Raw genomic sequence first — 23,939 nt, 5'->3', positions numbered from 1 at the left:
GCTAGCCCAAAGCCACGTCGAGGATCATCATAACGGTGAATCCCAGCATGACTCCCATCGTTGCCAGGTCGCCGTTTCCGCTCTGCTGAGATTCCGGAATGACCTCCTCCACCACCACGAATATCATGGCTCCGGCGGCGAAGGCCAGAGCGTAGGGAAGGATCGGCCTGGATATTCCCACTATGGCGGCTCCGATCACCCCTGCGATGGGCTCGACCACGCCGGATAGCTGACCGTAGAGGAAACTCTTTCTCTGGGAGAGTCCCTCCCTTCTGAGAGGCAGGGACACCGCCATGCCCTCGGGGAAGTTCTGTATGCCTATTCCCAGGGCGAGAGCTATCGCTCCGGCCAGGGTGGCAGAGGGGAGACCGTAAGCCACTGCGCCGAAAGCCACTCCAACCGCCAGGCCTTCCGGTATATTGTGCAGGGTTATGGCCAGTACCAGCAGGGTGGTTCTTTTCCATCTGGTCTGTACGCCCTCCGCTTCGTCGGTCGGAAGTCCTAGGTGCAGGTGGGGCAGATATCGGTCCACAAGCCTCAGGACGCCGCCTCCGGCCAGAAAACCCACTGCTGCCGGAATCCAGCCGGGAACCCCCATGTCCTCGGACATCTCTATCGCCGGAGCCAGAAGGGACCAGTAGCTGGCGGCTATCATAACTCCCGCCGCGAAGCCCAGCATGACGTCCAGGGTCTTTTGCCCCGGTTCCTTGCTTACGTACACCATCCCGGACCCAGCGGCGGTCATTCCCCAGGTGAAGAGGGTCCCTATAAGTGCCTGAAGCACCGGATGCAGTTGAACGAAACTTTCCATATCGTAGAGGTCACCTCTCTTTTCTAAAGAAAATATACACAGATATTCATAGCATGCCGGTAGGGTTTTTGCAACGGGATCGTTTTTTTTCGCTATCTTCCGTCCATGTAGGTTACAATGGGGGGTATTAAGAGGTTTATTTTTTGAGGAGGAACACCATGTCGGATATGACCTACGGTCTAGAGTTCAATTACGATGAGTGGCGGAATTTCGTCGACGAGACGGGAGAGCCGTCCTACAGAGCGGATCAGCTCTGTCAATGGATATACGGGAAAAAGGTTTTCGATATACACAGGATGACTAATCTTTCCAAGGAACTTCGTTCGAAGCTGGAGGGGCATCTGTACGTCCAGCCGCCCTTCGCCGTGGACGTACAGAAATCTTCGGACGGAACGGTAAAGTTCCTGTGGCGTTTTCTCGACGGTCAGGAGGTGGAGTCGGTTCTGATGGATCACGGCAACCACCATACCGCCTGTCTTTCCACCCAGGTGGGATGTCCCCTCAGGTGCGATTTCTGCGCTACCGGAAGACAGGGTTTCGTTCGGAACCTCACCGTGGGAGAGATAGTGGGACATTTTCTGGCGATGGAATCCTGGCTGGGGCAGGACATAAAGAACGTAGTCTTCATGGGGATGGGAGAGCCTCTGCTAAACTGGGAGAATGTAAAGAAGGCTATCGAAATCCTTAACCATCCCAAGATGAGAGGGATGGGAATCAGGAGGATAACCATATCGACCGCCGGGGTAGTCCCGGGAATTCTGGCCTTGGCCGATTCGGGGCTCGACGTTAGACTCTCCTTTTCCCTGCACGCTCCGAACGACCAGATTCGCTCGAAGCTCATGCCGGTCAACGAGCGTTATCCCCTGGGGCAGGTGGTAGAGGCCCTTCAGGAGTTCCAGAAAAAGACCGGTAACAGGATCACGGTGGAGTACGTTCTGCTCAAGAGGATCAACGACGAGCCCTCCATGGCCTATGAGATAGCCGCTCTTCTGTCCGACCTGGACGTGTACATAAACCTGATTCCCTACAACCCGGTAGTCGACCGTTACGGCAGACCCTCGGCCAGCAGAATAAACCCCTTTATGGCGACCTTGAGAGAACTGGGGCTGGAGGTCGAACTGAGGAAGGAAAAGGGAACCGATATAGACGCCGCCTGCGGACAGCTCAGAGGAAAGAGAGGCTGAGATGGCCTGGAAAGCCCATTTCGACGGCGGTTCTCGAGGCAACCCCGGCGTAGCCGGAGCGGGGGCGGCCCTGTACGACGACGGAGGACGTCTCATATGGAGGGGGGCAGAGCCCCTGGGAGAGAGGACCAACAACGAGGCGGAATACATGGCGGCCATATTGGCTCTTAAAGAGGTAGTCCGTCGTGGCTTGAACGAGATAGAGCTCTGTGGAGACAGCAAGCTGGTGATCAACCAGCTCTCGGGAGCCTGGAAGATAAAGGAGCCGAGGCTGGGCGTTCTGGCCGAGGAGTTCAACGCATTGGCTAAGGGCCTGTCGGTGAGGTTCCGCTGGGTTCCCAGGAAGGATAACTCCGAGGCGGACCGCATGGCCAACCTCGCCATGGACGGCCTGGCTCCTTCGGACGACGTTTCCTCCGGGAAGGACGAGACGTCCTCTCAGGCGGTGGTGGAGATAGTCGTCTTCTCCGACGGAGATGGACGGTATTTCGTAGATCTGCCCCGTCTTCGGTGCAGCTGCGAGGAGTTCGCCTCCAGAGGCGACTGTGTTCACCTCAAAATCTGTAGAGATGCGGGGTTCACGCCCTGAAAAAAGGACGGGACCTTTAAAGGTCCCGTCCTGCGTTTATATTTTTACGGATCATTTAACCGAAACGGCGCTTTCCTGGACGACTCTTCGGAGATACCAGTTCCCCTCGCTGTCCTTGTCCCACAGAGAAGACGCCGATTCGATCTCGCTTACCGAGCTCATCAGGGGATACCAGTTCCCGCAGTCGTCCTTATTCCACATGGTCCGTTCCTCCTTAATGTAGTTTATTTTGATGCCGTTCTTGAAGTTGAGTTTATGATATACCTCGGGTGTGAACCTGTCAACCCTTATTCATAAAAAATATGGAATTGAACTTTTGTAAAAGGAGGTCTCCATATGGCTCTGCCTTTCCCCCACGACGAGATGTGTTTTTCCATACTGGACTCCGTGCTCTATGGGCTGTTGGTCTACGATGGCGACAGGATCTCGTTTGCCAATAAAAAGGCCATCAGCATCCTCGGTTACGAGGATCAGGAAGCCATAGTCGGTCGTCCCCTGCTCGATCTTATACATCCCGACGACAGGCCCGTTCTCTGGGAGAGGATCCCCAACGCCGCCACCAGACATGTAGTGGTGGGAGAGGAACGGTTTCTTAGAAAAGATGGATCTTCGGCCCCGGTAGACATAGAGATATTCCCGATGAAACCCGATGAGGGGGGAGGAACCCTCATGTTCTTGAGGGATATCTCAATGAGGAAGAGGGCAGAGGAGTCCAATTGGGAGAGCGAGAAGAAATACTGGCAGCTTTTCAACTCCATGGGCGACGGGGCTTTCATAAGCGGTACCATCCGTTCGGACATGCCGAACAGGATATCGGAGGTCAACGACAGTTTTTGTCGCATGTTGGGGTTTCCCAGAGAGGATCTGGTCGGTCGTCCTGTTATAGATGTGGTGGATTCCAGGTCCAGGGACGAGGCGGAGGGTATGTTCGACAGGCTTCTGGAAGAAGGGGAGCTGCTGCTTACTCTGGATCTCTTGAGAGAGGATGGCCGGATCTTTCCGGCGGAGCTGTCGGCCAGGGTTATACCCCTTTGGGATTATCCCGTAGTGATGACGGTCGTGAGAGATCTTTCGGATAAAGTCAGGGCTTCCAGCAGAGTGCGATTTGCCGAGAAAAGATACGAATCGCTGTTCGATAACCTTGTGGACGCCATTTCTCTTAACGAGATAATGACGGACGAAGAGGGCAAGCCGTGGAACTATAGACTATTGGAGGTCAATAGGGCCTACGAGAAGTTGACCGGGAAAGAAAGGAAGGAACTCGTAGGGAAAACCGCCTTGGAGTTGTTTCCCGGTGAGGATTTTCTTCTTTTCGATCTGTACCATTCGATAGCTACTTCCGGAGAGTCGAAGAGGTTCGTCCATTCCTCTCTCGAAAAGGGAACGGTCTGGGATGTGGTGGTGTTCTCGCCGGAAGAGGGGCAGTTCGCCCTTCTGATCAGGGATATCACCGAGGAGAGAAGGCTGGAGAGACTTATCCGACAGACGGAGAAGCTCCGTTCTCTCGGAGAGCTCACCGGGGGGATCTCCAACGATTTCTTGGCCTATTTTCAGGCCGTCTCCGGCTACGGCGAGACCCTTCGAGAGGATTCCAGCGATCCTTCGGCCAGGGTCATAGGGAGCAGGATCATCGACGTTTCCGAAAGGGCTTTATCGCTCATAAGAAAGCTTTTGGCGTTTTCCAAAAAGGGAGATGTGGATTTCTGCCCGGTGGACGTACACGACGTTTTATTGAAACTGCGGGGCCTTTTTTCCCACGGATTCGAAGAGGGCCCCGAAGTCAAACTTTATCTGAAGGCCCCTATCGGTCGGGTACTGGGCGACGAGGGGCAGCTGTACAACGCGTTCATGAACTTGATGCTGAACGCCAAGGAGGCCGACCCCGATGGAGACGCCGTCACAGTTTACACCGGTTTCGCCCGTCTGAACGAGGAAAGCTGTGCGGATCTGTTGGGAGACCCTTCCCCGGGCGATTACATCCGCATATCGGTGGAGGATCACGGTTCGGGAATTCGAAGAAGCGATCTTTCCAGGATAATGGAGCCCTTTTTCTCCACCAAGATGAACTCGATAGGCATGGGGTTGCCGGAGGTCTTCGGTATAGTTCGATCCCACGGAGGAGGTCTGTCCATAGAAACGGAGGAGAGAAAAGGAACCACCTTTTCTCTGTATTTACCTCTGTTCAAGGAGGAATACGGCGGCAGCAGTTTTGAAGGGTCCGACTCGGTGTTGGAAGATTCCGGCCGGAGCAGGGATTTCAAGCCGGTCCGTATAGTCTGCTCCCTCGAGGAATCCCTCTTAGGACATCGTCCTCGAGAGTCCAGGTTGGCTCTAGAGGAGATGGTCGATCGAGGTGATCTGTCCCTGGAGGATGCCGAGAGGGTAGGCCTGATGATAGAGGAATATCGTTTCGAGGAAGCTTTGAGGTTTTTGAACGAAGAGGGCGGGGAGTGATCCCCGCCCTCTCTCTTGCGTCTACCAGCCGCCGCCACCTCCACCGCCTCCGCCTCCGCCAGCAGAACCACCGCCACCTCCGCCTCCGGAAAAGGCGGACTCCGATCCCGGGGCGGTAGAGGCCGAGGAGATCGCGTCCGAGAAGGAGGATCCCAGGGAGGACGCGAAATCTCCCATTCCTGCTGCGTACAGAGGAGCGGATCCCACGTACCACGTCGGGTTATATCCGCCGTCTCCTGAATCGACGGAGGAGAGCACCGATGCGAACTTCTCTCCCCATTTTTGCTCCAGTCCCAGAGCCAGGGCGTAGGGCAGGTACCTCTCGAACAGCTCGGGGGTCCTCTCCGGAGGGTTCAGGAGGTTGAGGCGATCTTCCTCCGTAACCTTGACGTACATGGAGAATCCCTCTATCTCGTCCATCAGGATCCTGCCCTCTTTGGTAGGTGCCCTCAGTATGGGAATAAAGAACACCGGTATGAAGGCTATTATGGGCATGGTCATGGCGCATATGGGCGAGAGTACGTAGAAGGCCAGAGAGATGGCCATCAGCATCAAGAAAAGCATCAGAAGCAATCCCAGCGTTTTTATCAGGATCTTGAAGAAGGCCTTGAAGCCGGAGTTCTCCCTCCATGTTCTTCGCAGGTTTTTGACCAAGCCCATGACCATGAAGCCCATGACCAATGTGGCCACGGTTACCCCCAGTCCGAAGAAGATCTCTTCTTCTCCTCTTCCGAACAGGAAGAACGACGGAACCAGTATGGCCGTCATGATCAGCACCCCTATTATCCCGTAGCCGAGGTTGTTATCGTAGAGCCTTCCGTATTCGGCGTTAAGACTGTCCGAAAGGGCTTCCTTCGCCGCTCCCAGGGTTTCGTGATTTTCCTGTTTCAGCAGGATGCTTTCCCTGCTGCCCAGCAGGGTGTCGAACAGTCTTTTCTCCTCCGGAGGAAGGGCTCCCTTTCGCCTGTCTTTAGAGGTCTTCGTTATCTTGTACTTTTTGAAGAAGCCCTCCTCCTCGGATATCACCAGATACCCCTTTACCGCCAGGGATATTATGGCGGAGGAAAAGGACCTGCCGTCGAAGCCCATTATGGACAGCTGTCTTACAGCAGCGGGAGACATGCCATCGGGAGGCAGAAACCTCGGGACGACGATGCCCTTCTTAGGGTCTTTGCCGACCTTCAACCAGGCCCAGAAGAAGTAGAGTAGACCGATCAAGGCGGTCCCTCCGAACGCCAGTTCAAGACCGTGATCGGTCATGAAATAGGCGTTTTTAGCCGGAGGAGCTACGATTCCCTTAGGCCAGGACAGGGCTATGGTAAGCCCTTCCCTCGGAGCTAAGGGTCTGGTGATGGCGAAGGATGCCTCGCCTCCCTCCGCCTCCATGACGGCGTGTCTGTCCTTCGATCCCTGTATCCCGGTCCAGGCTCCGGTCTGGAGTATCTTGGCCCCTTCCGGGAGGTTTACGGTGCAGGAGGCCTTTTCTATGGGGAAGATCCAGCCGTTCCCCGTGACGTTCCAGTATAGCTCGTCGTATTCCTCGTAAAAGCCTATCTGACGGGCGGTCGTGTAACATATCGTGTAGCGGTGTTCCCCCCTGGATAGAAGGTGATCCGGGTCCCCTATCTTTACCCTGACTCCGTTGGACAGTGCCTCGGTACTCCACTTCTCGGGTCTTCCGTCTCTCGTCACCTCGCTCACCTCGAAGGGGACCGTCACGGTTCCTCCTTCGGGTCTCTCGTAGACGGTGGGGAAGTCCCTGAATATTCCTCTCTTTATGTTACGGCCTTCCGCTACTACCGATATGGTCTCCGTCACCTTGACGGTACCGTCTATCTCGACGGATACGTCGCTTCGGAAATCGGATATGACCTCCGCCGCCTCGATCGGCATAGCACAGAGAAAGAGCCCCAGAATAAAGAGGGCGACCGCTTTCGCCAGCCTCATATTTGACCTCATGTCGCTAGAAGGACACCAGAGGAACTTCTCCCTCGGAGCGGTCCTCCAGCTCGAAGAACTCGGCCTTCTTGAATCCGAACGTCGACGCGATCAGGTTGGTCGGGAAGGTCTGTACCGCTATGTTCAGGTTTCTGGCAGAGCCGTTGTAGTAACGTCTCGCCATCTGGATCTCGTCCTCCAGGGAGGAAAGCTGTCCCTGAAGCTGGACGAAGTTCTCGTTGGCTTTCAGGTCGGGATAGGCCTCGGCCACTGCGAAGAGGCTCCTCAGAGCTCCGGTCAGCATGGATTCGGCCTTCGCGGAGTCGCCTACCGATCCTGCCGACATGGAAGCCGATCTGGCCTCGGATACCTTTTCGAACACCTCTTTCTCGTGGGATGCGTATCCCTTTACCGTGTTCATAAGGTTCGGTATCAAGTCGTGTCTGCGTTTTAGCTGGACCGATATCCCGCTCCAGGCCTCCTCGACCATGGTCCTCTTCTTGACGAGACCGTTGTAGGCCATGATGGCCCAAAGAGCCCCGACTGCCGCAATCGCCGATAGTATGATCGCCGATGTTCCCATTCCAAGTCCTCCTTCGATTACATAGATTTTCACCATTGTAGCATCAGTTAGATCGATATGAAACTTGAAGTTTCCGTTCTTCTGGTGATACTATAAATTCAAGGGAGGTGGAGAGCTATGAGAAGGTGTATGAATATCGTCGTGTTGACCTGCGTACTTTCATCTCTAGTCTTACCGGTAGGAGCAGAGGCCATGATCTCGGGGTCCGCCGTGGACAGGTTCGATCTGTATCGTACGAGAAACTGGGTGTACAACGTTATAGGTCGTCCCGACTCGATAGAGTGGAACGATAATTTCGGTACGAATCTGGAGATCTACCGGGTGAGCAATTCCAGAGAGATAGAGTCGGTGTTCGTAGGTTACGGAGGAGACGGTCAGGTCCATATCATGGCCCAGCTCTACAGACCGGGAACGACCTCGGTCGGTCGTCTCTGTGCCGATATAGAGGGCAAAGGAGGACGGCACGTCTCAAGCTCGTGGAATACTACCGCCTATGCGGTCACCCATCTCGCTACGGGACGGACCGCCTATGCGGCGGTCGAGAATAACAGAGACGTGGGGCCGGTGTTGATGGTGTTGTCCCAGGAGGCCTGGAACATACTTCAATGATCCCAAAATAAATGGAGTTTGGGGGAGGCGGGATGGCCTCCCCTTTTAATTTGCCTGCATCGGAGGATTTTTATGGCTTTGAGAATATACGAATACAGAAAAGTAGGATCGATGAAACCGATCCTGTCGAGGATTTCGAGGGAACAGGGCAACCCGGTGGTCTACCTCGTCCCAGGATCGTCCGATCGGGAGTGGCTCAAGGATATCCTGCTCGAAGAGGGAGCCTTCGGCAGGGAGGCCTTCCGTATCTGGCGTTGGGATGACCTATATCGAGAGGCCTGCTCCGCCGCGGGATCGGTGCCTATGGTGCAGATCGATCCGCCCGACCACTGGCTGGCCCTTTATCATCTGGTTCGGGAAAGCCTGACCAGATGGAGCGATCTCATGCCTCCGGGGACAGGACAATCGAGTTTCGTTCAGACCCTGGGGGAGACGGTTAGGGAGCTCATAAGGGAGGAGGTTCCTCCGGAAGCCCTGTCGGAGGCTCTGTACCCCGACGGAGAGGATCATCCTGAAGAGCCGTCCTGGCTGCTGGCGAACCTCTACCGTCGTTATCTGGAGCTGTTGAGATCCAGAGGCCTTATGGACAGCGCCGCGGTCTCCACCGAGATGGCATCCCTTATCGGGGAAAATCCGGAGGCGGCAAAATGGCTTCGGCGATGGAGGATCGTTCTGGTCGGCTTCTACAGCTTTACCCACTCTCAGCTCGGCATGGTACGGGCCATGGTGAGAAATGGGGCGGACGTCACCTTGCTGTCTCCCGAGGCGGGATTGGAAGGAGAGTACGGAGCCCCTTCCCAGCTGGAGGGAGCGGATGTTACAAGGTCGAAGTCTTGTAAGACTGGGTGTTTCTCCATATCGGGAGGAGCGGCCAGAGGAGAGCTGGAGACCGTGGTCCGGGATCTGGCCCTCTGGAGCTCCGGCGAAGGCCCCTTGGCGGATATAGGGAAATTCCCTGGCTGGGGAGAGGTCGGGATGACTGTAGACGCCAGGTCTACCTCTTTGGCCTCGGAGGTGCTGCGGCGCTACTCCGTGCCGTTCAGGAGGTCCGAGGGCCGCACCGTGGCGGAGACGATCCTGTGGGACACTGTCAGGAGGGCCTGGGATTGCTACAGGGACGGATGGCAGCCCGAACCTACGGCGGAGCTTCTCTGTCTGCCCTGGTTTTGCCACGGTCTTTCGGAGCGGAGGCTTGTTATGGCCTCTCCCAGAGGTCTCAAGGGGTGGCGGGATCTGGCCTCCTCGGAGGAGAGTCTAGCTGAACCTCTGGAGAGAGTGGTTGCATTTGCCGAAGCCGTCGGAAAAGGTGGCACCGCCGAGGAGCTTCTGACCGCGATGAAAAGACTGGTGACCTCCTCTCCGGATTGGCGGGAAGTGCTGTCCTCACGGTTGGAGGACCGTCCCGAACTGGACGAGGTCATCCTGGAGCTTGGATCGGCGGTCCAGGAATTGGATCGAAAGCTCGACCGAATCGCCGAGCTCCAGGCCGACCTGGGCGATCCGGGAAAAGCGGTTTTGAAAGGCGGCGACGGAATGGCGTTTCTCTCCGTCTGGGCAGAAAGCGCCGTCGTATGGCCCGGAGCCTCCCGAAGCGGAACGATGACCCTTTACGGAGGCACCCCCCCGGTGTTGGCCCATCATCCTATCTGGGCCTTCTGCGGGGTTACCGCTAAGAATTGGCCCGGACCCATGGCGGAGTCGCCCCTTCTCGGCGACTGCCACAAGGAACTACTTCACGACATGGATCTCAGGGGCAGCAGGCTGGACAGGACCCATCTGCCTCTCATGTCGGAGAAAAGGGCTCAGAGGGAGGTCCTGTTCAGGAGAATTCTGGCCTGTGGCGACGACCTGGTAATACTGTCTTATCCGTCTTTGGACGGGGCGGGGCGCCCACTGCCGGAGAGCTCCTTTATCGGAGGCGCCTTGAGAGATCGTTGGATAGACGAATTGGGGAAAGAGGTCCGTTCGGTGGGGAACGTACTTCCCCGCTGGGAGGAACCGGCGTTACTGCCATCGGAGGTCCAGGAACCGCCCAGGGGGATCGTGACGGCCAGGCCGGACCGTCGGTTGCCCTCGGATCCGATCACGGCGGAGATCCGCTCCATAAGGCTCAGCTCGATAGACTCCTTCGCGGCCTGCCCCTTCATGTTCAGATGCTCCCAGATACTGGGTCTCGAACCTCCGGAGAGGCCGGGATACGACGGACGACTGGCCGGAACGGCGGCTCACAGACTATGGAGGGACGTCTGGAAGGCCTACGAGGTCGATAGAGACGCGGATCTGGCCTCTCTGGCCTGCGATATCTGGCCCTCCGTCCTCGAGGAGGTTTACAGAGGGTTGCTCTACTCTCCAGATCTCAAGCGAAGAGGCGACGCTCTTTTGAAGGACATCCTCAAAACCGCCGATTATCTGAGCGAACTCGAGGATATCGGACTCAGAGACATGAGGGTCGCGTCCTTTCTCGAGTGGGAGCTGCCGGTCCTCGAGCTCGATGGGATTCTCTTTACGGGCATAGCGGACAGGATAGACCTGTTGGACGACGGAACCGTGCTGATATGGGACTACAAATCCGGAGGTTCCTCGAAATACGGTCGTTCTCTTCAGTTGGCCTGTTACGCCAGGTCTCTCGAGCTGTCGGACAGCCTGCCCTTCGAGATATCCCGAGTGGGAGGATACGGCTTTATCTGTCAGAGGGATCAGAAGGTCGTGGGAGCCGCCGACGAGGATCTTCGGGAGTTTCTGGGGCTCTCTCCCAGGAGTAGGGTCGCCCTGGACACTCGGTTGAAAGACGCCTCGGATGTGATAGAGGCAGCCGCATTCGCCGCCAATTCCGGGCTTTTCCCTCCGAACTACGATAACGATCAGGCCTGTAGAAACTGTCCCTACAGCGGCCTCTGTCGCAGAGGCGAGCTCCACGGAAGGGAGGACGACGAAGATGACGATCGATAGGGAGATAGCCTCTCTGACCGATATGGTGAACTCTGCTACCCTTCCGGCACAGAAGGAGGCCATTACAGCCGAGGAGTCTCTGGTGGTGGTCAGCGCCGGAGCCGGCACCGGCAAGACCTGGACGTTGGCCTGGCGCTTCGTTTGGGCCGTGGCCACCGGAAGGGCCAGGGCGGGGGAGATCCTCACCCTTACCTTCACAGACAAGGCCGCCACCGAGATGGCCGAGAGGATCCGACTCCTGATGGAGGGGCTTCTTTCCAAAACGAAGGGACTTCCGACCGTTTCCGCTGCTCTAAGGGAGGGGCTGGAAAGTCTGGAGGATTCCTACATATCGACCATACACTCCTTTTCCTCCAGGGTAATAAGGGAGTCGGGGCTCTCTCTGGATCTGGATCCGGCCAGCCGGGTGGTCTCCGCTCCGGAGGAGGATCTGTTCTGGTCTCAGATGACCGATTGTCTGGACAGATTGGACCGTCGCTGGGTGGGTCGTAATCTCTCCGGCGAGGTCAGGGATTTCGGCATAGCCCTGATGGAGCATCCCATGACACTGGAGCTTCTGGAAAACTACGGGCCCTCCGGCGTGGTCCGTTTCGCAAGAGGCCTTATGGACATATCCTCCAGCAGAGGGGACCGTCCGGAAGATCTGCTCTCCTGGGCGGAGGACCTCGACGAACGTCACGAGGCTGTGATCGCCCCCTTGATCGCGGCCTCGGTTGAGGAATGGCGGTCGATTCACCGGATGTGGTGCGGCCCGAGGGGGATACTCTCCGGCCTGACCCTGGGCGACACGAAGCTGGGAATCCGTCTGGCCGCATTGAGGGACCGGTGGTGCGAAGAAATCGAGGAGGACCGCTACATAGCCTTTCTTAGGGACCTCTGCGAGGCGATAAAGGGAGCCCGGGGAAAGCTGGCCGACTCCATAGCGTCGCTACTGCCGGAGGACAAGGTCAAGGACCATCGAGATAGCATATTGAGCCGGTCCTTCATCTGGAGTCTGGCAGAGGAGGGCTGGAGTCAGAGAGAGTTGGACCTCACCAGGGGACTGTTGAGACTCGTCGCTCTGTGCTGGTTCTGTTGGGAAAGCAGAAAGAGCGGAAGAGGGCTCATAGCCTTCGACGACATGCTCCTCCACGCCGGTCGAGCCCTGGAGAGAAACAGGGAATACGCCGGGCGGTTCAAAGAGGTCCTGGTGGACGAGTTTCAGGACACCAACGGCCTTCAGGACAGGCTCATTCGTTCTGTTGTGTCGGACGGGGACGCAAGGCTCTTTCTGGTTGGGGACCTAAAACAGTCTATCTACCGGTTTCGTCACGCCGACCTGTCCCTCTTCGGAAGCTATATATCGAAAGCCCGGAAGGGGGGACGTTACGTATCCCTCGACGTCAGCTTCAGGACCAGGGATGTCCTTCTCGACCGAGTTAACCGCCTGTTCGGCCACATATGGAGAGACGGCCTGGGAGCCACTCTGCGTCACCGTTACGAATCGCTCCGGCCGCCGATGGATCAACCCTGGCACGGGGTCAGACAAGACGTATCGGTCGATCCCTGGGAAAATATAGTACTGGAAACGAGAGAGGACGAGAGTCTATCCGCTGAGGATAGGCGGGATCGTTCCGCATCCCTCCTGGCGGCCAAACTGACCGGCATGGTCGGGGAGAAAACGATCTGGGACAAGGCGGAATCGTCTGCGAGGACCGTGAGGTGGAGGGATGTCGCCATACTTGTTCCCTCCAGGACTCTCTTCCCCTCGATCCAGAGGGTGCTGGGAGATCTCTGGGGTATCCCGCTTCATTTCGAGAAGAACACCGGCTATTACGCCAGGACCGAGGTGCAGGATTGCGTCGCCCTGCTGAGGTGTCTATTCGACCGAGAGGACCATCTTGCCCTGGCGGGATACATCTGTTCCCCCTTTTCCGGTCTCTCTCTGGCGGATGGATCGCGGTTGCTCGACCGGTCCGCCGGAAAAGACCTGTCGGAGGAACTGAGGGGCCGGTATCCGGAGATCTACGACCGGCTTGAGAGATGGAGGGAGATAGGGCTGGTCCAGGGGGCCTCCCGTGTCATGGAGGAACTGGTCGCCGACGGAGCCGTTCTCGACCGTTTCGCCGAGTGGAAGAGGCGGGGAGTGGCGGCGAATCTGAGGAGAACGGTGGACCTCCTCCGGGAATACGAGTCTACCCTGGGCAACGGACTTTCCGGCGCTGCTTCTTGGCTGGGGGAGGCCCTGAGGAAGAGGGCCAAGGAAGAGGAGGCCGGGGCCGTCGGTCCGGACGAGGACGTTGTCAGGGTGATGACTGTCCACGCCTCTAAGGGGCTGGAGTTTCCCGTGGTGGTGGTCGCCGGTTGCGACTCCAACGGAAAGGGTTTCCCGTCGTCGCTCATGCCCTCTGCCTATCTGGGAGCCGCCCTTTCCAGGGACGACGGCGGGAACGGAGACACTATCAGCAGAAAGGTCCACAGACTGTTGGAGGAGACAGCCGAGAAAGAGGAGAGCGAGAGGCTCTTTTACGTGGCCTGCACCAGGGCCAGAGATTGTCTCGTGTTGAGCGGTTCGTGGGATCCACCGGAGGATTCTTGGTTCGACATGGCTATCCGCTCCGGAGAGGTCGATAAGGCGTCCGATGCGGAAGGAGATCTCCCGGAAAGATCGGTCGATAGGTCTCTGCCCGAGAGAGGCCCGATAGTGACCATCTCCGGATTGCCTGGGGGACTGGAGAGAATCAGCGCTACCTCCTGGGCACTTTACCGTCATTGTCCCTACGGTTGGAGGCTCCGTTTCCGTCAGGGCCTGGACCTGACCTGGGAACAGCCCGACGGCGAGACGGGAGGCGGTCCGGACATGGGAAGCCTCGCCCATTGGATCCTGGCCCGGTGGGACTTCTCCGTCGAGGGGCTGGAAAAACTGCTTTCCTCGGAAAGATCCTTACTCCCAGGAGATCTTAGACCCATCTGGGGCGATCGGGAGACCAAGGATAGGCTGAGAGGGTGGCTCGTCGACCTGATCTCCTCCGAGGAGGGGCGCAAGCTTCGTCCTCTGAGGGATTCGGGAGTTCTCATGAGAGAGGCTCCGTTCAGGGTCCCCTTGAGGAACGGCCCCCTGTTGGTAGGGGCTGTGGACGTTATGTGGCCCGGAGACGACGGAGCCTATTCGATTCGAGATTACAAGATAACCCTGGAGGGAGGGGCCCCCGAAGGGCTATACGAGGATCAGCTTAGATTCTACGGCTTGGCCGTGACCATCGGCATGGACGCTTCGTCCGTCGACATGGCCCTGTGGCGTCTCAGGGAAAGGGGACGATCGGAGAAAGTCTTCCTGAGCCCCTTCGAAAACTGGGAAGGTCTGGCCGAGGAGATCCGTAAGGATTCGCTGGAGGCGGCTGCCGGTCCCTGGCCGAAGAGGGAGGATCGCTGCGAAAGCTGTCCGTTTTTCCGGCGCTGCCGCGGTATGGACCGTTTGTCTAGAGGATAGCTATGTTCGGTGTATATCGTTAATTCAAGGAGAGCTCCGTACGGGGTTCTCCTTTTTTTGTCATCTTCATCGGACATGTGCTTATTAGAGTTTTTAGTCCCTTGACTCTCCGGATGAAAGAGGCTAGACTTTTTATGTTTGATTCATCAAACAGAGTTTTATAATAGGAATTACTTTGGAGGGGCCATGAGAAAAATAGCTATATACGGTAAGGGCGGCATAGGAAAATCCACGACGACTTCGAACCTTTCGGCGGCTCTGTCGTCCATGGGGTACAGGGTCATGCAGATAGGGTGCGATCCCAAGTCCGACTCGACCACCGGTTTGAACGGCGGAAGGGATGTCCCGACGGTCCTGGACGCTTTGAGAAACAACCCGGAAGGAGTGACCCTGGAGGACATAGTCGTCCAGGGGGCAGGAGGGGTTCTCTGCGTCGAGGCGGGAGGGCCGACCCCCGGCATAGGGTGCGCCGGCAGGGGGATAATAACGGCTTTCGAGAAGCTGGAGGAGCTGGACGCCTACGAGATATACAGGCCCGACATAGTCCTGTACGACGTGTTGGGCGACGTGGTGTGCGGAGGATTCGCCATGCCGATAAGGGGAGGCTACGCCAGAGACGTGTTCATAGTGACCTCGGGAGAGAAGATGGCCCTATTCGCGGCGAACAACATAGCCACGGCTCTGTCGAACTTCAAGTCCAGGGGCTATGCCAGGCTCTCCGGCCTGATCCTCAACTCGAGAAACATCGAGAAAGAGGTCGAGATGGTGGAGGATCTGGCTGGCCGCATAGGTACGTCCGTGGTGGAGGTGCTCAGTCGAAGTCCCGTGGTTCAGAGGGCCGAGGACGGAAACGGAACCGTCGTTGGCCTTTTCCCCGACAGCCCCATGGCGAAGGAGTACGTTTCACTGGCCGAGAAGGTCCTGGAGAGGAGCGTCGACGATGCGTAGCTGTTGCGGTTGTCCAGTCGCATCGGGGATATTCCGAAATACGGTGCGCTACTGTTCCCCCTCTCACGGCGGGTGGGGCATAGTTAGGACCGCCATGCTTGTTCCCGAGTGTCATCAGCTTTTTGTGTCGCCCTTCGCCTGCGGTCGTCACGGAGCCCTGGGGGCCTTCGTTCAGGGTTTCAAGGACAGACTTTCCTACCTCTATATCGACGAGGCCGACATAGTTTCCGGTGGCTATGAGGAACTGATCCCCCAGGCGGTGGATCGTCTTCTGGAGCGTCTGGTTAAGGAGCCGAGGGCCTTGATGATAGTGGTCAGCTGCCTGGACGACCTGCTCTGTACCGATCACGAGGCTTTTCTGGCTGTCATAAGAGAACGTCATCCGGGGCTAAGAGTGGGAGTAGGGCATATGAACCCCATCTCCCTGGACGGCAACGTTCCGCCGGCGGTCAATATACAGAGGTCCATGTACGGTCTTCTGAAACGTCCCGACGAGCCGGCCATCCCTGGGACTGCTGCCTTTTACGGCAACAACGTGCCTTTGGACGAAAAAGGAGAGATCTTCGAGGTCCTCAGGACCTCCGGATTTCACGACGTACGTCATATCTCCGGCTGTTCCGATTTCGACGATTTTGACGAACTCTCCAGGATGTCCCTTAATCTGGTGCCGACCCCGACCGGCCGACTGGCGGCGAAGGACGCAGAGAAGGCGTTGGGAATCGATTCCGAGTACGTTCCCGTGAGCTACGATTTCGACGAGATAGAGGAGTGCTACGGCAGGCTGCTCTCTCGGTCCGGAAGGTCCATGGACCTGGGGGATTACCGTAGGGAGGCCCAGAGATCGCTGGACGAGACGGCGAATAGGCTGGACGGATTGCCTGTGGTGGTGGACGCCTCCGCCACGGTCCGACCCTTCTGTTTGGCCAGGACCCTCCTTATGAACGGTTTCAAGGTTGATACGGTCTACGCCCAGAAGTGCATACCGCTGGACCGGCCCTATCTGGAATGGATATCCGAGAAATTTCCCGACACCGAGGTGCTTCAGCCGGAGCATCATAGGTCTCCCATTGCGAGGGAGGCCGAATCGTTTCGTCTGGCGGTGGGGTTCGAGGGGGCGTATCTTTCCGGAGCGCGGTACGTGGCCAACGTGGCCAACGACGAGACCCTGTACGGTTATCACGGCGTCTCCAAGTTGGCGGCCATGATGGCTCGGGCGGTGGAGCGTCCCACGGACCTCAGGGCTCTGTTGGACGATTACGGGATAGTGGTCTAGGGCCATGCATAAGCTTACGGTCTCTCTTCCGCCCTTCTCGCCCGATTATTCCGGGGTCTGTTCCGCCCTGTTCGAGCTGGGGGGCATGCTGCTTATCCACGATGCCTCGGGCTGTACGGGAAACTACACGGGGTACGACGAGCCCAGATGGTACGGTTCCAGGGCCCAGGTGTACTGTACGGCTCTTAGGGAGCTGGATGCCGTTCTTGGAAACGACGATAAGCTGATAGACAGAATTCTGGAGGCTGCGGAGGACCTGAATCCGAGGTTTATCGGTCTCATGGGCAGTCCCGTCCCCACCGTTATAGGCGTCGATTTTACCGGCATAGCCAAGGAGATAGAGACCAGGAGCGGGATCCCTTCCTTCGGTTTCGCCACGACCGGATTACAGCTGTACGACGTAGGGGTTTCCGATGCCCTGATCCGCATAGCCGAGAGGTTCGTCTGTCCCAGCGGAGATCGGGTATCCGGTACCCTTAATCTCCTCGGGGCCACTCCCTTGGATTTCGGCATAAAAAACCTTGTCCCCGACATGAGGGCCGAGTTCGAGGATATGGGCTATCGAGTGTTGTCCACCTTCGCCATGGGTTCGTCTCTTGACGATCTCTCGAAGGCCGCATCAGCCTCGGTGAACGTGGTGATTTCCGCCTCGGGCTATCGTCTGGCCGAATGGTTTTTCGATCGCCACGGCATCCCCTTCGTGGTGGGGCAGCCGGTGGGCAGAGCCCAGAGAGAGGGTCTATGCCGGTTAATCGAGGAGGCCGAATTTTCAGGGGAGTCCCGCCTGCCCGAGTCTCCATGCTCATCCGAGGCCTCCGCTTTTTTGATAGGGGAGCAGGTTACCGCAATGTCTATCGGAAGATGTCTTAAGGACGATTACGGGATACCGGTTCATGTCGGTTGTCCCTTCATGACGATCCCTCCTCTTAGGGGCGACGGGGTCCTGTCTCTCCCCTCCGAGGAGTCCGTAGAGGCGGTTCTGAAGGACGAGGGTTATTCGCTGGTGGTCGGAGATCCTCTCTACAGGTCCCTGCTTCGCCGGTCTGCGGTCTTCGTCGATGTCCCCCATGTCGCTGTTTCCAGTAAGCTCCATTGGAACGATCCGATCAGACTGGTCGGAGACGGTTTGGACGGTTTATTGAAAGGAGTAGTCCTAGAGTGAGAAGAACGATTTTATCCATATTAGCGGTTTCCCTATTGGTCCAACTGGCCGCGGGTGCCGCCTTTGCGACCGATTCTCGCAGGGTCGTGGTCGATCAGACCGGTACGGAGGTGTCCATCCCTGAAAAGGTCGAGAGGGTGGTGATAACCTCTCCCTGGCCTCTTCCCTCGGTTTACGTGCTCTTTCACGGATCGGCGGATAAGCTGATAGGGATGCACCCCGCCTCTCTCAGCGCCGCCAAGTATTCGTTGTTGCCCCGGATCGCTCCGGAGGTCGTGGAGGTCGACTCGTCCTTTATAAAAAACGGGGAGATCAACGTGGAGGAGTTGTTGAAAATGAGACCTGATGTGGTGCTCTACAACGCCTCCAACCTCAGGAACAAGGCCATATTCGAGAAGGCCGGAATTCCCGCAGTGGCCTTCAGTACCTCGGTGGAGAAGTTCAACGTGATGAATACCCTGAACAGCTGGGTAAAGCTTTTGGGGGAGGTCTTCCAGAAGGAGGATTCCGTTAAGGAGATAGTGGATTACGGCAGACAGACCTACGATGCCATACAGTCTCGTCTGGCCGGCCTGGCCGAGGAGGACAAGCCCAGGGTGCTGATACTGTTTCACTACAGCGAGACCCAGTTCATGACCTCCGGTAGTAGCTTCTACGGCCAGTACTGGTGCGATGCCTCCGGTGCTGTGAACGTGGCCTCCGAGCTGAGGGGGATGACGGATATAAACATGGAGCAGGTCTACGAGTGGAATCCCGACATAATATATATAACGAATTTCTCCAGCTTCATGCCGGAGGATCTCTACGAGAACAAGGCCCTGCCGAACCACGATTGGAGCGGGGTCAAGGCCGTGAGAGAGGGAAGGGTGTACAAGTTTCCTCTGGGAATATATCGTTGGTTTCCCCCGTCGGGAGACTCTCCTCTGAACCTGAAGTTCCTGGCCAAGCACAACCACCCGGAGCTTTTCGAGGACATGGATCTCGATAAGGAGGTACGGGACTACTACAGGAGGTTCTATCACATGGATCTCTCCGACGAAGAGGTGGACAGAGTCTTCCATCCCGTTAGAGAGGCAGCCGGAGGGGTCTGATCGGTGGCGAAGCGGTTCGAGTTTAAGGTGGTCCTGCTCTGGGCCCTGGTGTTGCTTCCTCTCTTGGCGGGGCTTTTCTGCATCGGCGTGGGCCGCTATTCACTGACCGTAGGGGAGTCCTTTAAAGTGCTTGCCAGGGCCTTGGCTTTCGGTCGTGACGGTGTGGATCCCATGAACTACAGCGTGGTGGTCAACATAAGATTGCCCAGGGTCCTGCTTGCTCTTCTGTGCGGGGCCGGCTTGGCGGCCTCTGGGGCGGCGTTTCAGTCCATCTTCACAAATCCCTTGGCCACCCCTGACACTCTCGGCGTGGCTGCCGGGGCCTCCTTCGGAGCGGTCTTGGCCCTGCTTTTTTGGGACAATCTGTTATGGATTCAGGCGATGGCACTTGTCTCGGGGTTGGCGGCGGTCTCGCTTACCTTCTGGATAAGCAGGAGCAGAGGCCAATCGTCCGTTTTGATGATGATACTGTCGGGGGTTGTGGTCTCCTCCATGTTCCAGGCCTTCGTATCCTTGGTGAAGTATCTGGCCGATCCGGAGGACAAGCTTCCTGCCATCACCTACTGGCTTCTGGGGAGCCTGTCGAGCATAACCTATAAGAGCCTCGCCATAGGGGCGCCTTTTATACTCTTCGGGTTGGCGGTGCTCGTCGCGACCAGGTGGAAGCTCAACGTCCTGTCCCTGTCGGAGGACGAGGCCCGTTCGATGGGAGTGGACGTAAATATCCTGCGGGCCGTGATAGTGGTCGCCGCGACCATGATAACCGCCTCGGCCATCTCCATGTGCGGCCAAGTGGGCTGGATCGGACTTCTTGTGCCTCACGTGGCGAGGATGCTCTTCGGGAGCAACAATCGCTACGTGGTCCCGGCCAGCATCAGCTTGGGAGCGGTGTTCATGCTGGTAATAGATACTGTAGCCAGAAGCGCCACAGCGGCGGAGATTCCAGTGTCCATCTTGACCGCTACCATAGGGGCTCCCTTTTTCATATTCCTGCTCAAAAAGACGGGAGGGAACAGATTATGATTTTCGATGTGGAGGGAGGTTGTTTTTCCTATCCTTCGGGCGACGGTGTGCTGAACGACGTCTCTTTCTCAGTGGAAGAAGGGGACGTCATGGCGATCCTTGGCCCCAACGGAGCGGGAAAGACCACCTTGTTGCGCTGTATGATGGGACTTCTGCCGTGGCGCACGGGATGTAGCCGTCTCGACGGTAGGGATATAAGGGAACTCTCCGCCGGGGAACTGTGGCGGAAGGTGGCCTACGTCCCTCAGGCCAAGGGAATGGCTTTTTCCTACAGTGCCGAGGAGATGGTCCTCCTCGGTCGAAGTGCCTATGTGAGCACGATAGGGCAACCCTCCAAGGCGGATCTCGCCTCTGCCAGGATGGCTATGGAGATAGTCGGGATAAGTTATCTGAGGGATAAGCCCTGTTGCAGGATGAGCGGAGGGGAGCTTCAGATGGTCCTGATAGCCAGAGCCTTGGCGGCGGAGCCCGAGCTTTTGGTGCTGGACGAGCCGGAGTCCAATCTGGATTACAGAAATCAGCTTATCGTTCTGGACGTGATCGAGAAATTGGCCAGAGAGAGGGGAATCTGTTCCATCTTCAACACCCACTATCCCGCCCACGCTCTGAGGATAGCGACGAAATCCCTTCTCATGGACGGCTGCGGCCACGCCAGCTTCGGCGACAGCAAGTCGATAATAAACGAAGAGGCCATGCGCTCCAGTTTCTCCGTGAACGTCAGGATAGACAGGATAAACGTCGATAGCGACGTGTTCGACCTGGTGGTGCCTCTTCACGTGGTATAGATCATGATTTTTCAATAGGCGAAATCGCCCCGTCGAGAGCATTCGGCGGGGTTTTTTCTTGCGGTGCGACCTATGGAGTGTCAGAATTCGTGGCAATGGAGGAGAGGAGGAAAGATCTTGAAGGAATTGGCCAACATATCTGTGTATCCCTTCGACCTGGAGCCTTTCGGTTCCTGGAAGAGGGCGCTGGAGTTTCACCTGTCTCTGGGGCTGGACGGTCTGGAGGTCTTGACGGCCTTCGACGGCACCATGGGGGTTCCTAAAGACGTGGTTACCGCGGTCCATCTGCCCTTCTGCATGGACTGGATGCCTCTTTGGAACGGAGGAGAGCTTGAGGGATCGTTCTCCCCGGAGGAGGAGGTCTATTTCAGGGGAGGTTCCTCCAAGGAAGATCTGGTGTCCAATCTGAGACGCTATCTCTTCGACGCGTCGTCCCTCGATCCGGCCTACGGGGTATTCCACCTAACCAACACCTCCGTAGGGGAGGTACTCGGGGGAGTAAAGGCCAACGGCTCCCGTTCGGTGCTCCTCTCCGCGGCGGAGATGGTGAACGAGGCGGTATCGAATTTCCCCCGGGGAGAGCCCCCCGTGAGGATTTTCTTCGAGAATTTGTGGTGGGAGGGCTTGACCTTTCTTGATCTAGATTTGGTAGACCTCTTTGCGTCGTCGTTGAACTTCTCCAACTGGGCCTTTCTGCTGGATACTGGCCATCTTCTGAACACCACGACGACCTGTCGGAACGAGGACGATGCCATGGATTATCTGACGTCAGTTTTGGGGGGACTACCAAAGGAGATTCGCAGTCGCATAGAGGGGGTTCATCTGAGCTTGAGTCTGTCCGGTGAGATGAGGGAGGCCCATGATTGGCTGGATCACGATCCTGAGGAGGACTTTATGGTTCGACTGGACAGGGCCTGGAGAAGGATGTCCAAGATAGATCAGCATCGTCCGTTCAGGACCTCGGCCTGTCGCCGGTTGCTGGATCTGTTGGAGCCCGACTATCTTACCCACGAGTTCATATGCGACGATATCGAGGACCGACGGAGCAAGATACGGACCCAGAGAAGGGCCCTTCACGGATGACGAAGAGGGCAGAGTCATTGGCCTCTTCGTCATCCGTCTCTACGATCGTTTTTTATAAGAGATTTTGCCTGTCAGCCTCCATCCATACGAATGGGGCGTGGCTTTTTAGGTAGTCCGAAGAGATCTCTTGGCCTAAATAGTAAGTATAATATTTCGTCCTCAATTTTCTGTTGTCGTCGTCGTCAAGACCTAGACGGTCTATGGTGCTCTGTACCTTGCGCTTGACCTGATCGTCCAGATCGGGGTTGGGATATATCCGCCCTGTTATGAGATCAAGATAAAACCATTCGTTCTCTACCTCAAAAGGGTCGAGAACGTCTTCGTAATCGCCTTTACGGCTGTTTATCCTTGTGCACGCCAGCCTGTAATTGCTCCACTCGTAGGCCAGGTCTGGGCGCTTTTTTTTCGGTACGAAGTGATCCACCGAATTAGCTCCTGTGATCCTTTCTACGTATACCGCCAGATAGGCGCATATACCTCCATAGCATGAATGAAGGTCGTCGAGGCACTTCGTCCAGCAAGATCGTAGCTCAGTTCCCTTCGGTAGGGGAATACGGGGATTAATTCCATTTTTCTTCATGAGATTCAATCCCTTTTGTCGTACCTTTTTGTCGAAGCTCGGTGGTTCCGGCTTAGCGTTTACGTGGATCATCGAAACCATCCTTTTTTATCCGCCACGAAGTTCCAACGAATCCAGAAAGGATCGGTGTCCGACAGAACGGTTTTAAGACGGTCGTATATTTCCCTTGCCCTATTTTTGTCCATAGTCTCGTCGCTTAAAAGACGAGACGCCTCTTCCATAGCATTTTCCGCCTCGAGCGAGTATCCGGATTTGAGGTCGAAGGCCTGGCTTGTTAGCCAGTCGGATATGTCTCCCTGGCGTAGGAATTCTCTTTTCTCCAACGTTACTGCGCCGTCTTTCATGTCCAGATCGAACCATGCGTCTTTTTCGGGGTCGAACAGGGTTTCCGCCGAGGCCATTATTAGAGGCGAGTGGGTTACCGCGATGATCTGCGTCTTGGCTTCGGTGTTTAACCTTTCCATTACGTCCATTATAGATCTTAAAATAGTCCTCTGCCATTTTGGGTGAAGGTGAGACTCAACTTCGTCCACCAGAAAGATGGCGTTGAGTTCCGGCTCTTCTCCTAAAAGCTCTTTCGCCTTTAAATGCTCTTCCCAGCACCATACCAGGAAGTAGGCCAGAGCTATGATCCTTTTCATACCGGAGGAACAATGTACTACGGGGACATCCTGCTCGTAGGGCATCCTTATGGTTGGCATGTCTCGGACGTCGTCCAGGCTTATCCTGGTAAGCTTGCCCGGTTCAAGTCTTTCGCCCGATACCGGTGAGAGCTCTTTCAAGACGGATTTTAAAATTTCGAAAGGGCGTCCCTTTTCCTTTTGCCATCCGGCCCAATCCCGTATCAATCCGTTGCAAAGCCAGGTCCCGTCGTCTCTCTCCAGTCCGTCCCATACCTCTTTGGGGCTGAATATGTAAGCGGACGGACGCTCTCTCTCCTGTGGCTGTCCTCTCTCCTTCCAGTAGTTTCTGGCCGGATCCCAGACAGCGAAACTACCGTCCACCATTGCGTAGAAGACAAGTCCCGGCATTCCTGGTCTGCCTCGTGGAACTCGCCAGCTTTCAGATTTTGCGTCGTACTCGAAGCTTGTCTGAACGTCATTGGTTCTTCCTGAAAAGGAGCATCTTATGGTTGCTGTTTCCTTTTTTATCGTAGGAAGGGCTATCTTGCCGATCGATAATTTAGGATTGACTTCCCCCGGCCAGCTTCGAGTCATCGCCCACCAAGCGATATCCAAAAGAAAGCTTTTTCCGAGGCCGTTATCACCGGTGATTAAGTTCAGCCTTTCTCCGAATTCGAGTTCCATGGAGGGAGATGGGCCTATGTTTTTCATGGATATTTTTTTTATCACGGGTGATCTCCTCCTATCGAATACAAGGTAATGTCGTCTAATATGCGTACGCTGAT

Annotated in this window: 19 protein-coding genes; 13 read left to right on the top strand and 6 right to left on the bottom strand. The window is 56.5% G+C overall.

The annotated features are described in order from the left end of the window. Position 1: 1 nt before the first annotated feature. Positions 2-811, bottom strand: coding sequence for a ZIP family metal transporter (locus L2W48_RS07605; RefSeq protein WP_236099324.1), 810 nt, complete (start codon positions 809-811; stop codon positions 2-4). Positions 812-969: 158 nt separating this feature from the next. Here L2W48_RS07605 and rlmN point away from each other — a divergent pair, with 158 nt between their 5' ends. Together rlmN and L2W48_RS07595 are read left to right on the top strand one after the other, a co-directional pair. After that, positions 970-1,995, top strand: coding sequence for a dual-specificity RNA methyltransferase RlmN (gene rlmN, locus L2W48_RS07600; RefSeq protein ID WP_236099325.1), 1,026 nt, complete (start codon positions 970-972; stop codon positions 1,993-1,995). A gap of 1 nt (position 1,996) precedes the next feature. Continuing rightward, positions 1,997-2,584, top strand: a complete 588-nt coding sequence (locus L2W48_RS07595; protein WP_236099326.1) for a ribonuclease HI family protein — start codon at positions 1,997-1,999, stop codon at positions 2,582-2,584. Positions 2,585-2,635: 51 nt separating this feature from the next. On the opposite strand, the gene L2W48_RS07590 is transcribed toward L2W48_RS07595, so the two are convergent. Beyond that, positions 2,636-2,785, bottom strand: coding sequence for a hypothetical protein (locus L2W48_RS07590; protein ID WP_236099327.1), 150 nt, complete (start codon positions 2,783-2,785; stop codon positions 2,636-2,638). Positions 2,786-2,920: 135 nt separating this feature from the next. On the opposite strand from L2W48_RS07590, the gene L2W48_RS07585 reads away from it, so the two are divergent. Beyond that, positions 2,921-5,038: a PAS domain-containing sensor histidine kinase gene (locus L2W48_RS07585; protein WP_236099328.1), complete on the top strand. Its 2,118-nt coding sequence runs from the start codon at positions 2,921-2,923 to the stop codon at positions 5,036-5,038. 21 nt (positions 5,039-5,059) lie between these two features. Here L2W48_RS07585 and L2W48_RS07580 read toward each other — a convergent pair whose 3' ends face one another. Next, entirely contained in the window at positions 5,060-6,985 is a 1,926-nt protein-coding gene (locus tag L2W48_RS07580) for a DUF2207 domain-containing protein (RefSeq protein WP_236099329.1), read from the bottom strand. Positions 6,986-7,001: 16 nt separating this feature from the next. After that, positions 7,002-7,559 (bottom strand): LemA family protein, encoded by a 558-nt coding sequence (locus L2W48_RS07575; RefSeq protein WP_005660582.1) that lies wholly within the window; start codon positions 7,557-7,559, stop codon positions 7,002-7,004. A 117-nt stretch (positions 7,560-7,676) separates the two neighbouring features. On the opposite strand from L2W48_RS07575, the gene L2W48_RS07570 reads away from it, so the two are divergent. The 10 genes from L2W48_RS07570 (at position 7,677) to L2W48_RS07525 (ending at position 21,951) form a co-directional block, all read left to right on the top strand. Next, the gene (locus tag L2W48_RS07570) at positions 7,677-8,168 is read left to right on the top strand and encodes a hypothetical protein (protein WP_236099330.1); all 492 of its coding nucleotides are present in this window, start codon (positions 7,677-7,679) and stop codon (positions 8,166-8,168) included. Positions 8,169-8,240: 72 nt separating this feature from the next. Beyond that, positions 8,241-11,117, top strand: coding sequence for a PD-(D/E)XK nuclease family protein (locus tag L2W48_RS07565; protein WP_236099331.1), 2,877 nt, complete (start codon positions 8,241-8,243; stop codon positions 11,115-11,117). Next, positions 11,104-14,586, top strand: a complete 3,483-nt coding sequence (locus L2W48_RS07560) for a UvrD-helicase domain-containing protein (RefSeq protein WP_236099332.1) — start codon at positions 11,104-11,106, stop codon at positions 14,584-14,586. The genes L2W48_RS07565 and L2W48_RS07560 overlap by 14 nt, the downstream gene beginning before the upstream one ends. 186 nt (positions 14,587-14,772) lie before the next feature. After that, entirely contained in the window at positions 14,773-15,534 is a 762-nt protein-coding gene (locus tag L2W48_RS07555) for a nucleotide-binding protein (protein WP_236099333.1), read from the top strand. Next, on the top strand, positions 15,527-16,807 hold the full coding sequence (locus L2W48_RS07550) for a nitrogenase component 1 (protein ID WP_236099334.1): 1,281 nt from the start codon (positions 15,527-15,529) through the stop codon (positions 16,805-16,807). Before L2W48_RS07555 ends, L2W48_RS07550 begins: the two co-directional genes overlap by 8 nt. Positions 16,808-16,811: 4 nt before the next feature. Next, on the top strand, positions 16,812-17,969 hold the full coding sequence (locus tag L2W48_RS07545; protein WP_236099335.1) for a nitrogenase component 1: 1,158 nt from the start codon (positions 16,812-16,814) through the stop codon (positions 17,967-17,969). Further along, on the top strand, positions 17,966-19,060 hold the full coding sequence (locus tag L2W48_RS07540) for an ABC transporter substrate-binding protein (RefSeq protein WP_236099336.1): 1,095 nt from the start codon (positions 17,966-17,968) through the stop codon (positions 19,058-19,060). The genes L2W48_RS07545 and L2W48_RS07540 overlap by 4 nt, the downstream gene beginning before the upstream one ends. A 3-nt stretch (positions 19,061-19,063) precedes the next feature. Beyond that, positions 19,064-20,083 (top strand): FecCD family ABC transporter permease, encoded by a 1,020-nt coding sequence (locus tag L2W48_RS07535; RefSeq protein WP_236099337.1) that lies wholly within the window; start codon positions 19,064-19,066, stop codon positions 20,081-20,083. After that, positions 20,080-20,868, top strand: coding sequence for an ABC transporter ATP-binding protein (locus L2W48_RS07530; protein ID WP_236099338.1), 789 nt, complete (start codon positions 20,080-20,082; stop codon positions 20,866-20,868). Before L2W48_RS07535 ends, L2W48_RS07530 begins: the two co-directional genes overlap by 4 nt. A gap of 117 nt (positions 20,869-20,985) precedes the next feature. Then, a complete protein-coding gene (locus tag L2W48_RS07525; RefSeq protein WP_236099339.1) occupies positions 20,986-21,951 on the top strand; it encodes a hypothetical protein in 966 nt (321 codons plus the stop codon). Between the two features lie 52 nt (positions 21,952-22,003). Here the strand turns inward: L2W48_RS07525 and L2W48_RS07520 are convergent, their stop codons facing one another. Continuing rightward, entirely contained in the window at positions 22,004-22,603 is a 600-nt protein-coding gene (locus L2W48_RS07520; protein ID WP_236099340.1) for an HNH endonuclease family protein, read from the bottom strand. Next, the gene (locus tag L2W48_RS07515; protein WP_236099341.1) at positions 22,600-23,883 is read right to left on the bottom strand and encodes an AAA family ATPase; all 1,284 of its coding nucleotides are present in this window, start codon (positions 23,881-23,883) and stop codon (positions 22,600-22,602) included. Before L2W48_RS07515 ends, L2W48_RS07520 begins: the two co-directional genes overlap by 4 nt. Positions 23,884-23,939 lie beyond the last annotated feature (56 nt).

It is taken from the genome of Dethiosulfovibrio russensis, from assembly GCF_021568855.1.
GTDB lineage: Bacteria > Synergistota > Synergistia > Synergistales > Dethiosulfovibrionaceae > Dethiosulfovibrio > Dethiosulfovibrio russensis.
The sequence above is the reverse complement of the archived record's forward strand: the minus strand, read 5'-3'. Positions and strand labels throughout refer to the sequence as shown.